The 17,142-nt window shown below is 55.1% G+C and carries 15 protein-coding genes and 1 pseudogene; 8 read left to right on the forward strand and 8 right to left on the reverse strand.

Annotation, left to right across the window (positions count from 1 at the left end; genetic code table 11):
- Positions 1-138 precede the first annotated feature (138 nt).
- Positions 139-1,518: a transposase gene (locus GF1_RS01825; protein ID WP_267927923.1), complete on the forward strand. Its 1,380-nt coding sequence runs from the start codon at positions 139-141 to the stop codon at positions 1,516-1,518.
- A 161-nt stretch (positions 1,519-1,679) separates the two neighbouring features.
- On the opposite strand, the gene GF1_RS01830 is transcribed toward GF1_RS01825, so the two are convergent.
- Positions 1,680-2,075 (reverse strand): hypothetical protein, encoded by a 396-nt coding sequence (locus GF1_RS01830; RefSeq protein ID WP_267927924.1) that lies wholly within the window; start codon positions 2,073-2,075, stop codon positions 1,680-1,682.
- Positions 2,076-2,839: 764 nt separating this feature from the next.
- Here GF1_RS01830 and GF1_RS01835 point away from each other — a divergent pair.
- Together GF1_RS01835 and GF1_RS01840 are read left to right on the forward strand one after the other, a co-directional pair.
- Entirely contained in the window at positions 2,840-3,106 is a 267-nt protein-coding gene (locus tag GF1_RS01835; protein WP_267927925.1) for a hypothetical protein, read from the forward strand.
- Between the two features lie 494 nt (positions 3,107-3,600).
- Positions 3,601-4,587: an IS481 family transposase gene (locus tag GF1_RS01840; protein WP_267927926.1), complete on the forward strand. Its 987-nt coding sequence runs from the start codon at positions 3,601-3,603 to the stop codon at positions 4,585-4,587.
- Positions 4,588-4,589: 2 nt separating this feature from the next.
- Here GF1_RS01840 and GF1_RS01845 read toward each other — a convergent pair whose 3' ends face one another.
- The 5 genes and pseudogenes from GF1_RS01845 to GF1_RS01865 form a co-directional block, all read right to left on the reverse strand.
- A complete protein-coding gene (locus tag GF1_RS01845; protein WP_267927927.1) occupies positions 4,590-5,066 on the reverse strand; it encodes an SET domain-containing protein-lysine N-methyltransferase in 477 nt (158 codons plus the stop codon).
- 263 nt (positions 5,067-5,329) lie between these two features.
- Positions 5,330-5,518, reverse strand: coding sequence for a transposase (locus tag GF1_RS16345; protein ID WP_353740439.1), 189 nt, complete (start codon positions 5,516-5,518; stop codon positions 5,330-5,332).
- 420 nt (positions 5,519-5,938) lie between these two features.
- Complete coding sequence (locus tag GF1_RS01850; protein ID WP_267927928.1) at positions 5,939-6,520, reverse strand: HDIG domain-containing metalloprotein; 582 nt, start codon at positions 6,518-6,520, stop codon at positions 5,939-5,941.
- Positions 6,520-7,548 (reverse strand): uroporphyrinogen decarboxylase, encoded by a 1,029-nt coding sequence (gene hemE / locus GF1_RS01855; RefSeq protein WP_353740440.1) that lies wholly within the window; start codon positions 7,546-7,548, stop codon positions 6,520-6,522. Before hemE ends, GF1_RS01850 begins: the two co-directional genes overlap by 1 nt.
- Before the next feature lie 81 nt (positions 7,549-7,629).
- A pseudogene (locus GF1_RS01865) lies at positions 7,630-8,714 on the reverse strand (radical SAM protein).
- Positions 8,715-9,143: 429 nt separating this feature from the next.
- On the opposite strand from GF1_RS01865, the gene GF1_RS01870 reads away from it, so the two are divergent.
- The 4 genes from GF1_RS01870 (at position 9,144) to nadA (ending at position 14,701) form a co-directional block, all read left to right on the forward strand.
- Complete coding sequence (locus GF1_RS01870; RefSeq protein ID WP_267927932.1) at positions 9,144-9,632, forward strand: universal stress protein; 489 nt, start codon at positions 9,144-9,146, stop codon at positions 9,630-9,632.
- Positions 9,633-10,514: 882 nt separating this feature from the next.
- The gene (ltrA, locus tag GF1_RS01875) at positions 10,515-11,783 is read left to right on the forward strand and encodes a group II intron reverse transcriptase/maturase (RefSeq protein ID WP_267927933.1); all 1,269 of its coding nucleotides are present in this window, start codon (positions 10,515-10,517) and stop codon (positions 11,781-11,783) included.
- Between the two features lie 137 nt (positions 11,784-11,920).
- Positions 11,921-13,186, forward strand: a complete 1,266-nt coding sequence (locus tag GF1_RS01880) for a SagB family peptide dehydrogenase (RefSeq protein WP_267927934.1) — start codon at positions 11,921-11,923, stop codon at positions 13,184-13,186.
- Positions 13,187-13,606: 420 nt separating this feature from the next.
- Positions 13,607-14,701: a quinolinate synthase NadA gene (nadA, locus tag GF1_RS01885; RefSeq protein ID WP_435051704.1), complete on the forward strand. Its 1,095-nt coding sequence runs from the start codon at positions 13,607-13,609 to the stop codon at positions 14,699-14,701.
- Positions 14,702-14,721: 20 nt separating this feature from the next.
- Here nadA and GF1_RS01890 read toward each other — a convergent pair whose 3' ends face one another.
- Positions 14,722-15,834 carry a hypothetical protein gene (locus tag GF1_RS01890; protein ID WP_267927936.1) on the reverse strand — a complete coding sequence of 371 codons (1,113 nt, stop codon included), beginning with the start codon at positions 15,832-15,834 and terminating at the stop codon, positions 14,722-14,724.
- Between GF1_RS01890 and GF1_RS01895 the strand changes: the two genes are divergently transcribed.
- Positions 15,835-16,206: a hypothetical protein gene (locus GF1_RS01895; protein ID WP_267927937.1), complete on the forward strand. Its 372-nt coding sequence runs from the start codon at positions 15,835-15,837 to the stop codon at positions 16,204-16,206.
- On the opposite strand, the gene GF1_RS01900 is transcribed toward GF1_RS01895, so the two are convergent.
- On the reverse strand, positions 16,139-16,948 hold the full coding sequence (locus tag GF1_RS01900; RefSeq protein WP_267927938.1) for an LbetaH domain-containing protein: 810 nt from the start codon (positions 16,946-16,948) through the stop codon (positions 16,139-16,141). The genes GF1_RS01895 and GF1_RS01900 overlap by 68 nt on opposite strands.
- Positions 16,949-17,142 lie beyond the last annotated feature (194 nt).

The raw sequence follows: 17,142 nt of genomic DNA on the forward strand, positions 1-17,142 counted from the left end.
TTTCGTAAACTTCTGTGTCGTAGCATGGTGTAATCACAACATAATTTTTTCTCAAGAACTTGATTTTTTACTTGACATGGCTGAAAAGATCGGCGGCATTTTTCTTTGTAATATCAATTCGTTACAAGGAGATATGCCATGTCGACACTCAGCAGATTCATTCGCAACTACCGTAACAGCGGAAAAACATTTCGTCGGATAAAAATGCGCTGTCACCTCAATGCCGATACCTTGTATTCCCGCATACGCGAGGATTTTAACCGAGTGGTGGATCATCGGGCCGCCAACAGTTCAATATCTTTGCCCGATGTACTGATGTCCGGTTTTGCCATGTTTTGCCTGAAAGATCCATCGCTGCTTGCTTTTGATGAACGGCGCCGGGAAGAGCCCGACAGCCTGCAGGGAGTATTCGGTGTCAGCCGCATCCCCAGCGACAGCCAGATGCGCACTGTTCTGGATGAGGTTTCCGTCAGGGATCTGCGTCGTCCGTTCAAAAGTATTTTTGCCCAGCTTCAGCGTGGCAAGGTACTGGAGAAGATGACCTGGCTGGGCGGATATTATCTTCTTGCCCTGGACGGCACCGGTATTTACACCTCTGAAAAGATGGGCTCCGACTATTGCCTGAGCAAGAGGAAGCGCAACGGCAAGGTCGAATATTACCAACAGATGTTTGCCGGGGCCTTTGTCCATCCGGACCGTTCGGAAGTGATTCCCACCTGCCCGGAGATGATCGTCAAGCAGGACGGCAGCAGCAAGAACGACTGTGAACGAAATGCGGCCAAGCGTTACCTGACTGATTTCCGGCGCGAGCATCCCCATCTCAAGACCATTGTCATTGAAGATGCCCTGGCGTCCAACGCGCCGCATATCCAGGAGTTGCAGAAACATGACCTGCGCTACATCCTCGGGGCCAAGCCCAAGGATCATGAGAATCTGTACCAATCGGTCGACGAGGCGGCTGACAGGGGCGAAATCACCGAGTTGCACATAGCGGATTCCAACAAGACCAATGTGCACCATTGCTTTCGTTTTCTCAACAATGTTCCCCTCAACAAGTCCAGCAAGGATTCTCTGACGGTCAACTTCCTGGAATACTGGGAGACGGACAGTGAAGGTAACGTAAAGAACCGGTTCGGCTGGGTGACGGACATCCCGATCAGCGGGGAAAACGCCTTTGACATCATGCGTGCCGGCCGTGCCCGGTGGCGGATCGAGAATGAGACGTTCAATACCTTGAAAAACCAGGGCTACAACCTGGAGCACAACTATGGACTCGGCAAGAAGCACCTGAGCGCTGTTTTTGCCCATCTGATGCTGCTGGCCTTCTTGGTGGATCAGGTTCAGCAGATGTGTTGTCCGCTGTTCCAGGCGGCCCAGGCAAAATATAGAACGAGACGGTACCTCTGGGAACGAGTTCGCAGCTGCTTTAATGAGAATTTCGTCCCGTCAATGGAGCTGATACTCCACTGTATCGTCAACGGCGTCCGCAAGCCGAAACTGGAGTTCCAATGGGAGTGAGTCGCCGATCGAAAAAATCAGGTTGTCAAAGAACGTATTCTTGCGGACAACATCCGGAAGGATGACTGGAGAAGTACGTCAAAAATTCGGTTTTTTCTCCGGGAAAACCGCCTTCCCTGTCGTTTCATGCCGAAAATCGACAGGAAACTTGGACAACAGGGTCAAAATTTCTCAAATCGTCCTGTTCGCTGGTTGAGCAGGGGGCAAATCGGGAACTGCTGATTTAGAGCTATCTTGGCTACAGATAACAATATAAGGTACTTCCAGCTATGTGTGTATTTATCAAAATCCGGTATACCAATACGGGCTTGCCGCTCATGATGGTGCCATGGGTAGTCAGAAAATGTGTGCCCGTATGAAAAAAAGGATGGTTCTCTTGTTGTTATAATTTTTTTAAATATTGCAGTTTTTCCACTTCCTTTCTTTCCAATGACCATATGCCGGCGCATCGACATTACATCGACATATGCATCATGGTCTTCAAAGGCTCGGAGTAGAATCGCGTCGTTGTCTGCGTCTGTCCCACCAAAACTTTCGATTTCCTTGATTGGTTTCATGTTTATCTCCTTTTATCAAGCCCAACGAGTCTGTAGAAAAACCCTTTTCACAGACCACATTTTTCTTATTTGGTGATTTTTACTGGGCCGGACTGGATTAATTCACTGCCAAGACTCATTTTTTCTCTGTTGCCGCTACATGAACCAGCCTCTGTCATGTTGCTTTGGCTTCTTTTATCGTTATTTCCAGTAGATACTCCCGCAAATCAGTACATTACGCAAAGCCTGCCCCATAACGATGCACCTTCTTCAAATTGTGGACTATGGATCTTATGGGGTGAAAGCCCCCTGTATGTAAACCCTGTTACTGTCGTGAGACAGGAGCATAAATACTAGTCGAAGGCAAGGACGATCTCGCGAGGGCTCGTCTGAAGGAGCCGGAGCGGAGCGGAGACCATGAGCCGAAGGCGAAAGCGACTGTAGGGAGCGGTAACCCGGAGTACAACGCTATGAGCCGATGAACAGAAATGGCATACAAGGCCCGGTTTCCGGGTAAGTCAGCACAACATGACGAAGCCCTGGGTTTGGGAGATAGGGTAAATGCCGCGGTTGTGTAGTGAAAGATCACGTCCTTATCCGGGGGCAGGCCTGCCCGGCGTGCGGTCCAGTTAACTCTGGACAGCGTCCTGCATGGAAACATGCCGGATGATCAGGCAGGAGTCAGCAGCGGTCATAGTAGCTCCACCATGCGGAGCGAAGGACCAAACCCAGAGGAAGGGAAAGGCCCGGCAAGCTCGGTTTCCACATCGAACCCGGACGGGGGAGTGGCTGACCGGCGCGTTACCGGTAATTCTGACCCGAATGAAAACCTGCTTTTAAATAAATCTGTCCCCTTTTTCCTGGTAGATCAGGTTCAGCAGATGTGTTGTCCGCTGTTCAAGGCGGCCCGGGCAAAATATGCAACGAGACGGTACCTCTGGGAACGAATTCGCAGCTGCTTTAATGAGAATTTCGTCCCGTCAATGGAGCTGATACTCGACTGTATCGTCAACGGCGTCCGCAAGCCGAAACTGGAGTTCCAATGGGAGTGAGTCGCCGATCGAAAAAATCAGGTTGTCAAAGAACGTACCCTTCCGGACAACATCCGGAAGGATGACAGGAGAAGTACGTCAAAAATTCGGTTTTTTCTTCGGAAAAACCGCCTTCCCTGTCGTTTCATGCCAAAAATCGACAGGAAATTTGGACAACAGGGTCAAAATTTCTCAAATGGTCCTGTTCGCTGGTTGAGCAGGGGGCAAACCGGGAACTGCTGGTTAATTAACATGTAGCGTCCCGCTTGATTACATACCTAGGAGGAGTTACCCTTTATTTCGTGCCAGACACCTGCTCAAGGGTGTCCTGGAGCCAGTTCTGTGAAAGGGATTTTTCATCCCTTTCGTCACGGACAGCTTGAGTTGCTTCCTCTGGCTCTGGCAAGGCTGCGAAGCACCCGCGTAGCGGGCCTGGCCTTGCCAGATCCAGAGGAAGCAACTAGATGGAACCATGAACAAAGCAAAAGGATTGTCTTTCTGTTAGCTGTGTTACCATGAAAGTCACCCTGCATAAAAACGCACGGACTACTCCTGCCATACGTCGAGAGATCCAGCAGTCCAATCTGTCGGAAAGAGCCCTGGCTGCAAAATATGGTATCAGCAGGTCAACGGCCAGGAAATGGAAAAAGCGCGACTTTGTCGAAGACAAGTCGCATCGGCCGCATAACCTTCGTGCCACCCTCAGTCCTGTTGAGGAGGAGATTGTCGTCGAACTGAGGAAATCTCTGCTCCTGTCCCTGGATGACCTGCTGGCGGTCGTTCGGGAATTCATCAACCCCGGTATGTCGCGCTCTGCCCTGGACAGGTGCCTGCGGAGACATGGGGTGTCCAGGCTGGCGGACCTGGTACCCAAAGAGGACAAGGAGCGGAAGAAGGTAAAGTCCTTTAAGTCGTACAAACCAGGATATGTCCATGTCGACGTGAAATATCTCCCCAGGATGCCAGGCGAATCCCAGCGGAAATATCTCTTTGCCGCCATAGACCGGGCTACCAGATGGGTGTATATTGAGATCAGAGCATCCAAATCAGCAGCCTCGGCAAAGGGATTTCTGAAAAACCTGATTGAGAAGGCCCCTTTTCGGGTCAGGACCATCCTGACGGATAATGGCAAGGAGTTCACGGATCGGTTCTGCGCCCACGGAGAAAGGAAACCAACAGGACAGCATCCTTTTGACAAGGTATGCACAGAGCACCAGATAGATCATCGCCTCATCAGGCCAAAACACCCGCAGACCAACGGCATGGTCGAGAGGTTCAATGCCAGAATAGCCGAGGTCGTTGGCCAGACCAGGTTCCGATCTGCCCGACATCTCAAGGATACCTTGACTGATTACTGCCGGATATACAATCATCACATTCCACAGAAAAACCTCGGCCACATAACGCCGATCCAGGCCCTGAAACAATGGCGGAAAAGCAATCCAGAGCTCTTTAAAAAATCTGTTTACAATCTCTCGGGACCCGACAATTACATTCAATAACTCTACACTTTCTCGCATGAATGCTTGGCATCCAACTCAAGTAGGTAAGGAGCCACAAAGCCTTCATACTCTTTCTTTTTTTTGTCTGGTAAATCTTTCCATCCTGTAATTCTACCGCGACATCGCTTAGAGCCACACATGCATTTCTTCGGAAAATAGTCAACAATATAATTTCTCATGGCATAATCGAAAGTTATTTCTTCGTTAACAATGATGTCCTTCATTGTGACAAAATCATGTGCACCAGTTTTATTTACACTAATACCACAATTGGGGTCACAGGAATGATTAACCTTAATTATCAGCCCTGCGTGAAGTACATACTCATTTACGCCTATCTGTGAAGCATGAGAGTGATTTCCATTCAGTGATTCTTTAATTACTCCAACCATTACTATGTCGCCAATCTTAAATAATTTGGTGGCGAAAATACCTTCTCCCTTTCCGGAAGACTTCCTTAACTCAAACCCGTCTTTCATAATGTTGCCTCATTAAAAACCTAACAAGTAATTATACAGGTATGGATAACCTACATCGACCTGGTCATGTTAACAGTGACCTGAATCAGTGACACCCCAAACCCCAGTGGCCCATGAACGCCGCTGAGGCCATTTTTTAGGGGTTCAACCATTGTACACGTGGCCTGATTCAAGCTATACGGCGATCATGCCACCATGATCTTTGAAAATCTGACAATATTTTCCCTGAATCCGTGACGGAAAAATTAGGTCCTTTCTGGTTTTCAGTGGGTATCCGGGTACAGCTCGAGGCCACCAAGGTGAAAGAGAATGGCGGTCCTCAAGCGGACTTTGTTCCGAAAGCCACAGGCTGTTTTTTGCAGAGTTGCAATCCTGGAATTGATTCCCTCTGCGGTGGCATTGGTAATGCGATGTTTAAAATAACTTATGATTCCAGATAGATGTTTCTTCAGGGTATTTCAGGCTGTTGAAAAACTACTGCGCCCGGTGATATGTATCTGGTCACAGGGTACGCACCAGTCCGATATTTCAAGGGAAAAAATGTAACTTGTCTCAGGCGCTCCAGATTCGCGGTCTCCCTTCGGTCGCTTCGCTGTGCAGTCGTGGCTGACCGCAGGTAAGCGACCGGAGGGAGACTCCGATAGGCCCTCTATGCGGGCAGATGCGACCGCGCAGATAAGCGAAGCGTAGCGGAGACTTCGAAGATGGGGTGGTTGTGACGAGTTACGGTGATACTGCGTCAAAATTCGGCTCAGGCAAGCGAGCCTGCGAGACTCCGAAATGCTCATGTACTCCATGTACGTTGCGCTTTTTCGCCTTATTTTTCATTGTCTCACCTTTGCTCGCTACGTTTTTCAGCAGCCTGTTAGGTGTCAGGTCGCCAGGTTCCTTTTGCCGCAGGCAATGATTTCAGGAACGGCCTCAGGGGGAAAATCGAGCCACTGGAAGAGGTGTTGCTCCAGGTCGATGCATTTCTGGAAATTTTCCCGGATCAGTCGGTGGCGGAGGGGATCGTTATTTCCATAGTGTTTGATGATGTAGTCCAGCCGTTCTTCCAGGCTGACGACCTGGTCGTGACGGACCCTTTTGTCGGCGTAGTAGACGATTTCCCGGGCCAGGAAATGTCCCCGGGCATATCGCTGGGGCTCGTGATGTTTGAGCAGGACGTGTTCGGCCACGCAGGGGGCGATTTCGTGGAAGCCGTGTTCCTCGCAGAGAACGGCCCCCAGCAGGGCATGCTCGCAGCCATTGTCCAGGCAGGGGGTCTTAGCGATGTCGTGGAGCAGGGCCCCGGCAACAACCCGGTTCCTGTCCGGAAGTTCAAGCTTCGGAGGCAGGGTGTCCACCAGCAGTTCCGCTACCCTGGCCACCACGATGGAATGGCGCCGGATGTTGGGCAGCATCCGGTACCGTTCCATGAGTTGGTAGCACTGGGTCAGGGATGGAACCGCCATCAAGCCTTTTTGCCGGAGTACTCGTGTACCGCGTCCACGGCGATTTTCGCCTGCTCGGGCGGGGTCTGCGGCAGGATGCCGTGGCCCAGGTTGAATATATGGCCGCGGGCATCGCGGGCATCGTCGAGCAGCCGGTGAACCCGCTGGCGCAGCTCGTCCCGGGGCAGAAACAGGGCAATGGGGTCCAGGTTGCCCTGGACCGCGTGGTCGCCCACCTTGCGGATCGCATCACCGATGTTGATGCGCCAGTCCAGGCCCAGAACATCGGCTCCGGCCGTGGTGGTATGGCCCAGAAGGGTCGAACCGTTGTTGGCGAAGTAGATGATAGGCACATCGGTTGTCTGCCGCAGGTCGCGGATGATCGACTGGACGTAGGGCAGGGCGAACCGCTCATAGTCGCAGGGTGCCAGTACACCGGCCCAGGAATCGAAGATCTGCAGGGCCTGGGCCCCGGCCCGGGCCTGGGCCTGGAGATAGAGGCTGGTGCAGCGGGTGATCTTGGTCAGCAGGGCGTCGTAGAGTTCCGGGGCCTGGAACATCATCCGTTTGGTCTCCAGGAAGACCTTGGAGGATCCGCCCTCGATGAGGTAGGTGGCCAGGGTGAAGGGCGCTCCGGAAAAACCGATCAGCGGCACCTTGAGTTCCCGGCGCAGGATGCGGATGGTCTCCATGACAAAGGGCATGGTCTCGTCCGGATCCGGGACGATCAGGTTATCCACCGCCTGCTGATCCCGGACCGGGTCCGGAAAGACCGGGCCCCGGCCTTCGTGGAATTCCAGGGTGAGGTTCATGGCCTCCATGGGGATCAGGATGTCGGAAAACAGGATCGCCGCATCCATACCGAAGATGTCGATGGGCTGCAGGGTAACTTCGGCGGCCAGCTCCGGGGTCTTGCACAGGTCGAGAAAGGTTCCCTTTTTCCTGATCTTCTGATATTCGGGGAGATAGCGCCCTGCCTGGCGCATGAACCAGACCGGGGTGTAGTCGGTTTTCTCTCCCCGGCAGGCGCGTAAGAAAGTGTCGTTCATCATTGCATCCTTGTTGTGGGTTCAAAAAAAGCGGGAAGCCCCCTGCTCCGGCGGACCGCCTCCCGGTGGTGGCCCCTCCTCTTACGAAGAGGACTCGGTGCCCGGCTCCGTGGCACCCTTCTGCGGCTGGTAATGGCAGAACGGTTCCGGTCCCATGTAGTCTCCGGTCATGGCATAAGCCCGGGCCCGGCAGCCACCGCAGACATTGACGTATTCGCACCGGCCGCAGTTGCCCTTGTAGCTCTTGAAATCACGCAGGTCCCTGAACAGGCTGGAATCTTCCCAGATCTCCCTGAACGACTGCTTCCTGATGTTCCCGGCTGCTTTGGGGAAATAGCTGCACGGCAGGACATTGCCGTCCACATCGATCAGGCAGATCAGCTGCCCGGCCAGGCAACCCTTGGAGCCGCCGGTGGAGAATTTCAGGGTCCGTCGTTTGAACCGGTCTCCCTCCTCCTTGGAGCGCTGGAGGACGATCCGGTAATACTGGGGGCGCAGGTGGGCCGGACCAGCAGGTCATGCTCCTCTTTCTCCATGTCGTAATGCCAGTTGAGGATATCCTCGTATTCCGACTCGGGAATCAGCTCTTCCATGATCTCCTCGCCGCGGCCGGTGGGTACGATCATGAACAGGTACCAGGCCGTGGCCCCCAGCTTCTTGACCAGTTCATAGATCTTCGGGGCCTCTTCCTTGTTGCGCTTGGTGAAGGATGAGTTGATCAGAAAGGGGATCTTGTGTTCGTTGAACAGCCGGATGGCGTTCATGGTGCCCTCAAAGGCCCCTTCCTGGTTACGGAAGTTGTCGTGCACCGCGGCGCTGGCTCCGTCCAGGCTGAGCGACACCATCTTGATGCCTGATTCCTTGATTCCGCGGCAGACCTCATCGTTGACCAGGGTGCCGTTGGTGGCCATGCACATGCGCAGGCCAAGGTCGGTGCCGTAGGTGGCGATGTCGAACACATCCTTTCTGAGGAGCGGCTCGCCGCCGGAAAGGACCACCACCGGGCTGGCGTAGGAGTTGATATCATCGAGGACGCGCTTGGCCTCTTCCAGGGAGAAGTCCGGGTGTTCCTGGACTTCCAGCTCGGATGAAGAGCGGCAGTGGACACATTTCAGGTTACATCGCCGGGTGATCTCCCAGGCAATCCATTTGGGTTCAAATTCCATGTATCTCTCCGTAATGTGCTGGAAAATCAGGTTGCCATCCATTGCCGGGTCAAAGGATGTCCTGCGGGGAGGCACTGACAGGGCGCAGCACTGTTTTTTCAAGGTAGTCTTAAAGCGAAAATCAGCCAGGCGTACAATCGGTTCTGGATGAGATCTCCGGGCCAGCTCTGCAGGTCCGGAGATCTCGGGCCACCACGGCATGGTAACAACAGTAGCTGGAGCAGTTGGAATATATTCGCCTTGCAAAACATGGTCAACCTTTGTTTTTGCGGCTTTGCCCTTGCCAAGGACCTGTTCCTGTCGCACAATATAACTTAGAACTGGTGCAGTCTTTCAGGCCGTTGAAAAACTGCTGCGCTCGCTACGTTTTTCAAGAGCCTGCCACGCGGCGCTGCACTCCGGGTCAACAATCCTGCGGGGAGGTGGAGTATGATGGAGATCAAGCGAGTCCTGATTCCGATTGATTTTTCTGACAATGCCGAGAAAATCGTTGTTGCCGGAGCCTACGTGGCCGGTACCTTCAAGGCTGAAGTGCATCTGGTGTTTGTGGTACAGAATTTCGACGATTATTCCGGTTTTTTCGTCCCGCCGGTGAATCTGCCCAACCTGGAGAAGGAACTGTTTGACTCGGCCCAGGAACGCATGGAGGCCTTTGTCCGTGATCATGAGGAGATGATCAGGAGTCGCGGAGTCCCTAAAATCGTCCACAAGGTCCTGGCCGGTGATGTGGCCGAAGAACTGCTCAACTACGCCAAAAGCATGGACTGTGATTTGATCGTCATGGGGACCCATGGCTACAAGGGGCTGGAACGTATCCTGTTTGGTTCTATTGCCGACAAGGTGGTCAAAAACGCCTGCTGCCCTGTCATGACCATCAACCCGTACCGTGAAGAGTGCGAGGAAGCGCGCAAAGTATGAAGGTTCCGCGCTGCCGCAACGAAGAGATCCCGTCGTCTTTGCGCCATGCCCGGCGATGTGCTCCCCGGCAGGGGGGTTATCGCGCATACCGGTCGGTGCCATGACGGTTCAGCCAGGAAAAAGACCCGCCCCGTTGTTCCGGAGGCGGGTTTTTGGTTTGCCCGGCATGGCGGGCAAACCCAGCCTGTGTTAAGCAGGCGTCACCCTGACCAGGGGGAAGACAATCCGAGTCGTAAGGGAGTTGCTGGTAACGGCAGGGTCTGAAGGAAGCGATAGGAGGTGAGCGGCACATAGCGCAAGCGAACCTGATTCGGCGTATCAGGAGGGTAAGCGTCCCAAATAGCGCGAAGCCCGATACCTGGTCAGTCCTGATACGTGATTGAGGATGTGGTCGCTCACAGGGGGTCCGCCTTAACCGGGGAAGCCTTGCACTGTTTCCGCATTGAGCGGAATAGAGAAGCACAAGGAGAAATCCAAGGCGGATCGAAGCGGTGTGAGGTGGCAGATGATTCCGTAGTAGTGATGAAATCCCGGCCAGTGAAGCCTGGTAACAGCGTGGAGGATAAAACCGGGATGACCCAACGGCCTGGTTCGTTGGGGGCAGTTATGAGCCAAAAGCCATATCTGTTGCGAAGGGATGAAGTTTATTTGAAGGTTTTCCGGAATCTATGGACACCTGGCAGACTGAACACAAGCCGTCCGACGGGACGGGGCACGCTATCGGCGGTATACCGTGACAGGTCCTCTGCCGATTTTGGCCGTTCATCGGAGTAGATGGGAGTGTTGATCGTATATTGCCCATGAGGATAGAAAGCGGTCGCGCCCATTGAAGAACCGAAGTCTCCACGTGGAAATAGAGGAAGGGAAACGCAGGACAGGAGCATGGTTGAAGTCTGGTACAGCCTATATGATCGAATGCTGAGCCGGGAGAACCTGGTCAAGGCATTTTACAAGGTGAAATCCTCGAAAGGAGCTGCCGGAATAGACGGCCAGTCCATCGATGATTTTGCCGGATCACTTGCGACCAATATCGATCATCTCCTGACGGAACTGCAGGACAAGAGCTACCAGCCGCTGGCCGTGCGACGGGTGGAGATCCCGAAGCCGAACGGGGGGAAACGGCTACTCGGCATACCTGCAGTCCGTGACCGTGTGGTACAGCAGGCCCTGCTGGATATACTTCAACCAATATTTGACCGCGATTTCCATCCGTCGAGCTACGGCTACCGTCCTGGTCGGAGTTGTCACCGGGCAATCAGCAAAGCCACGATGTTCATCCGGACGTACGAGCGGAAATGGGTAGTGGACATGGATCTGTCGAAATGCTTCGACACGTTGAACCATGACCTGATCCTTGCCTCGTTCCGTCGCCGGGTCAGCGATGGAAGTATTCTTGGTCTGCTGGAGAAGTTTTTGAAAAGCGGTGTTCTGACAGGAGATGGTTGGCAGGCCAGCGAGGTCGGCAGTCCGCAGGGCGGAGTTATCAGCCCGTTGATTGCCAACGTATACCTTGATTCCTTCGATCAGTTTATGAAGAATCGTGGCCACCGCATCGTCCGCTATGCGGACGACATCCTGATCCTGTGCCAGTCAAAGAGCGCAGCCGAAAATGCACTGAACCAGGCCAGTCGTTATCTTGAAGAAGAACTGCTGTTGACCGTCAACCAGGAAAAGACCCATATAAGCCACAGCCTCAAAGGGATTAAATTTCTCGGAGTTTGTATCCACTCCGTGATGACCCGAATACAGCGAGGCAAGGTGAGGGCCTTCAAGGCGAAGGTCAAGGCGATGACCCGGCGTAACTCCCCGGTGAACCTTGAGAAGGTGATAGCCGATCTCAACCGGTTGCTGAGGGGTTTTGCCAACTACTTTCGGATAGCGAACTGCAAGGGAGAGTTTTCTCGGCTGATGAGGTGGATCAGAAGACGGCTGCGTGCTGTTCAGTTGAAGCTGTGGAAAAAGCCGCGCAGGCTACACCGCAGACTGAGACAGCTGGGCTATAGAGGAGAGTTCAAAAGTATCAAGATGGACTCCTGGGCCAATGCAGCAAGTCCACTGAGCCATTATGCCCTTCCCAACAGCTGCCTGCATGGGGAAATGGGGCTCTTTGACCTCGCATCTGTACAGACCGGAATTTCTGTTTCAGTATGAAGGAAAATAAACAGGAGCCGTATACGAGGCCCGTACGTACGGTTCTGTGAGAGGGATGAGGCAAGCTTAATTACCTTGCCTCACCCTACTCGATTTTTTGCGGGCAGGCGCAGCGCCGGTCCAGGAGGTAAGGGTCCATGTTTCCCTATCATCTGCAGTCGAGCCATACCTGGGAATCCGTCCGCAGTGGAGGCGGGGTGGACTGGCACCGCCAGCCCGCTGTATTCAAGTATTATCCCGCCCGGTTTCCGGCAATCGCGCTTAAGACTGTTCCTGGCCTGCACGAGCTGCTCCTTCTCAGTGGTGGCCTGAGCGCGGAAAAGAAATATCCCGGCGGTTCATATTTCCTGCGGGTCAATCCTTCGGCCGGAGCCCTGTATCCCTGCGAACTCTACCTGCAGGCCCGCGGCGTTGAAGGGCTGGAAGACGGGGTGTACCATTTCGAACCGTTTCGGGAACGGCTCCGGCTGCTGCACCGCCTCACCGATGACCAGGGCCTGGAAGCGGTCATGGCTGACCGCAGGAGGGTTATGGGGCTTATTTTTCTGGTCACGGCTCTCTACTATCGTTCAAGCTGGAAATACGGTGATCGGGCCTATCGCTACTGCCTGCTGGACAGTGGCCACATGCTCGGCTGTATCGAAGCGGCGGCAACGGTCCAGAAAAGACCCTTTCAGCTGGTCTGCCGGTTGGAGCGCGAGACCCTTGGCCGCTGTTTCGGTTTCGGGCGCCGGGAACTGGTCATGGCTGCGGCTGTGTCCGGCCGCAGGGAGGAAGATCTGGTTGCCGGCCTGGAGATGAGCCTGCCCTTTGAGGATGGGACCGGGTTCTTCACGAAGAACGGGGTGATCGAGGCGGCCTATGCGGCTTCGGCCCGTCCTGTGGGCTGCCGACCGGCAGACGGTGCAGAGGTGTACCGGTTCGATGCGGACCGGCTGCGGCGGGCCATTCTTGCCCGCCGTTCCATCCGCTCCTTTTCCGGCCAGCCCATCAGTCGGGAAGAGTTTGCCGAGGTCAGCCGGGTTGTGCGCCGGCCGCTGGCCACCGATTGTCAGGTGGTGGTGCATCCGGCCATGGTCGTCCACCGGGTCGAGAAAATGCAGCCCGGCATCTATGACGAGCATGGTTGCTGCCGGAGTGGAGATTTCAGGGAATTTACCGGCTATCTCTGCCTGGAACAATCCCTTGGTTCGGATGGGGCGGTGACCGTTTTCTGGCACAGTGGTGCCGGAAACTACCTGCCCACGATGCTCAAGGCCGGGATACTGGGCCAGCGGATCTATCTCGTTTCCACAGCGCTTGGTTTCGGCTGCTCCGGTATCGGTGCCTTTTATGATCATGATGTGGCGGAATTCCTTGAGACAGACGAAATGATCCTGTACGCCATGGCCTTTGGCCGTTGAGTGGCAGTAAGGATACCGGTTCACCCCGTTTTGTCTTGACCGGGGCACGGGGTGGTACTATTTTTTGGTCTAATTATCTGGTACTATGCTTATTTTTCTGTATGGATAATCCCTGCCTGTCCTTGGCCGGATTGTCATAGGGCTACCTTGAAAAATTGTATTTTCGTCCGATCTCTGCGTCACAGCAGATAAGCGAAGACTTCGAAATGAAAAATGCTCACATATGCTTAATATGCTGCGCTTTTTAATTTTGTTATTCCTTGATCTTGAACGAAAATCCTAATTTTTCAAGGCACCCATAGGTTTATCCGCTGCCGCGGGTCAAAAGACCGGCCGACTGGATAAAAACGTTCAGGCATGGTACTAACTCGCATCCGTGGCTCAAGGCTGGGACAGCGCCCCCCTGGATGGACAGGGGGAATGAATGAGAGAGACTGGTTGGAGAATAAGGATAAGGAGAGAAAATTGTCTGACAATGTACAATTCCCCGAGTTGCCGCGAATAGAGGTGCCGGAGCATCCGGTATGGCCGGAACTTGCGCGGGAGGAAAAAGAGGCCCTGGTGGCGAAGATAAAAGAACAGCTCCGCAGGCAGAACGCGGTACTGGTGGCCCATTATTACACCAGCTCCGATCTGCAGGAACTGGCCGAGGAGACCGGCGGCTGTGTGGCGGATTCCCTGGAAATGGCCAGGTTCGGCAGCCATCAGGATGCCCGCACCCTGGTAGTGGCCGGGGTCCGGTTCATGGGGGAAACCGCCAAGATACTCAATCCGGAAAAACGGGTGCTGATGCCCGATACCCGGGCCACCTGCTCCCTGGACGAGGCCTGCCCGGCGGAGTCTTTTGCCGAGTTCTGCGACCAGCACCCTGATCACACCGTGGTGGTCTATGCCAACACCAGCGCCCGGGTCAAGGCCCGCTCCGACTGGGTGGTCACCTCGGCCATCGCCCTCCCCATCGTCCGGCACCTGGCCGAGCGGGGTGAAAAGATCATCTGGGCCCCGGACAAGCATCTTGGCCGCTATATCCAGGATCAGACCGGCGCCGAGATGATCCTCTGGCCTGGAACCTGTGTGGTGCACGAAGAATTCAAGGCCGTGGCCCTGAAGAGAATCCTCCGCCTCCATCCCGAGGCTGCGGTGCTGGTGCACCCGGAATCACCGGCCGAGATCATCGCCCTGGCCGACGTGGTCGGCTCCACCACTGCCCTGATCAAGGCCGTGGCTTCCATGCCGCACCGCGAGTTCATCGTTGCCACGGATAAGGGCATCTTTCACAAGATGCAGCAGGTAGCTCCGGACAAGACTCTCATCGAGGCGCCCACCCTTGGAGTGGGTGCCACCTGTCAGGCCTGTGCCGAGTGTCCCTGGATGGGGATGAACTCATTGCAGAGCCTGCTCCACGTTCTGGAAACCGGGGAACATGAGATCCATGTCGATCCGGAGATACGGGAAAAGGCGGTCCTGCCCATCCGCCGTATGCTTGATTTCGCCGAGCAGCATAAGGGGGCCTGAGCCCCTGCCGGCCATGCGGCTCAGTGGTCGATTCTTTCCAGCACCCCGACCACTGTCCCGGGCTGCTCCTGATCGGCAGCAGGCGGGGGCGGGGTGAGTGCATCGTCGCTGCCAAAGGTCTGGAGAAAGAATTGGGCCGCGGATGTGTTCGGAAAACCGATCATGGTAAGCCGACAGCGGCCGCAGGACGTGGCCGGATAGACGGTCTCCAGCAGTTCCTGCCAACCGTTCTCTTCCGCCTCCTGGAAGCCGGCGTCCTCGACTGTCTCCATGGCCCCGTGCAGCCTCGCCAGCAGTTCGGAACCCTCTTCCTGCAATCGCTGCCGCAAGCCAGGAAGGTCCTGACCCTCCGCCAGGTTGGCCGGCAGTTCGATGGAAAAAAGCTGGGTCGGGCGGCCATCCTCCACCACTTTAGGGTACTCTTCAATCAGCAGGTCCAGGGCGTCGCGGCTGCGGGTGACAAAAATACGCGAGGATCCGGGCCAGCTCCGGCCCAGGCCAAAGAGCCTTGCCCAGGCCTTGAGCCGCAGCCGCAGCTGGCCGTCCGTGGTGCCGGTGGCGGAAAGCAGGGCCCCGGTGAGGGAGAACGGCTCCCCGTTTTCCGAGCGGAGTTCCTGGAACAACTGGTGCTCGCGGCTTGAAATCCGGTCCAGTTCAGCCTGCAGTTCCCTCTGCTCCTCATCCAGCAGTTCGGCCAGCTTGAGGATAAGCCTGGCCTGCCACAGAATCATCTCCTGTTCCTGTTCTTCCTTACTCTCGATTCCCTTGCCTGCCAGCAGGGAACCGATGATCGAGGTCCTGGTCTCCTGGTCCGGCCGGCCGCTGCTGCCGATCCCGGCCAGGGCGAGGTGGCCCAGCTGTCCGGCATAGTCGTCCCGCCGGGTCTGCAGGTCCCTGACCAGGTGCAGAAAGCGCTCCCGGTCCTGTCCCAGCGGGGCCGGGGCAAAAAGCTGGCACAGATCGCTGTCGATCAGGGTGTGGACCAGCGGATCTCCTCCCTCTTCCGGGGGAGCGTTTTTTTCCCTTTCAACTGGCTGGCAGTAGACAACCGGGGCGAAAACCTGTACAAGGGGAAGGAGCATATCGCGGGAAGGAATGGTATCTGGAAAGATTATAACTGGTTGTGTGTGCATATGAATACGCTTCGCGAAAAGATTAGTTTTGTGCTGACGGCTCTGGCCTATGTGGTTTTTCACCTGGGCTGGTCCCGGGATACGGGGTCGATTATCCAGGGCACCGTTGTCTCGCTGCTCAACACCCTGCCCTTTGAGATCGGTTTCACCTGGGTTCTGGTGGTGTTTATCCGCTATCTTTCCGATGGACAGAGGCCGCCGTGGGACAGGATACTGCGGATCTTTTTCACCGTCGGTATCCTCTTTGGCCTCTTCTACAACCTCTATGTGCGCGGTGCCCAGGAGCAGGAACGGCTCAAGCAGCTCAAGCCCGGGGCCGAATCACTGCTTTATCAGAGTGATACCCGGAAGGTGCGGTGGTATTTGGCATAAGGATGCCGCCCCGGCCGATCAGGGTACCGGGGTTGGTGACCGAGTTGCAGCCGGTCTGGGCCGTGTCGCCGAGGATGGCGCCCAGTTTGCGCAGGCCGGTGTCCACGATCCCTTCGGGGGTGCGGATCTTGATGGTGCCGGGAAGAAAACGCAGGTTGGCGAACTTGGTGCCCGCTCCCAGGTTGGCGTCTGCGCCGAGGATGGAATCGCCCAGGTAGGCAAAATGGCCGGCCTTGGCATCGTTTAAGAACACCGAGTGCTTGACCTCGGTGGTGTGTCCCACCACGCATCGGTCGCCGATCAGGCAATGGCCCCGCAGGTAGGCGCCCTGGCGGATTTCGGTTTCATCGCCGATGATGGCCGGTTCCTTGATCAGGGCACCCGATTCAATGAGAACCCCCCGGCCGATACTGATCCGGTTTCCCACCAGTACCGCTCCGGCCATGATGACCGAGGCCCCCTTGAGCAGCACGCCGTCGTGCCGGACTTCCAGTTTGCCCTTGGTGGCATCACCATAGACGATATGACAGTCCTTGGCTGCATGTAACGCACCGTCCAGGTAAATAAGCGGCTCGGTCAGCGGCATGCCGCTGATCAGGCTGGGATGACCAAGTTCTTCGTCGAGATGTTCGTCTATATAAGTTTTCAACTCTTTGAGCGCGTCCCAGACATGGGTCGTGTTCTGGAAAAGAGCCTTATGGGAAAAATCGGTAAGGTCAAAAAAAGATGCAGCGTCAAGCATGGTCTTTCACCGTCTTTGTATTGAACAGAGCTGATCAGGATTGAGTCTGGCGTGTACACAAACTCCACAAATGTGACAAAGTCACACCCTTTATTCAAGAAAAAACGCAAACTGCGCCAGATCCGGCGTCCCTGCCTTGACTTCGGTTGGGGTAATGTTTACATTTTTATGGTTACCAGAAGCGCCGGTCCGGC

Source organism: Desulfolithobacter dissulfuricans (assembly GCF_025998535.1).
GTDB lineage: Bacteria > Desulfobacterota > Desulfobulbia > Desulfobulbales > Desulfobulbaceae > Desulfolithobacter > Desulfolithobacter dissulfuricans.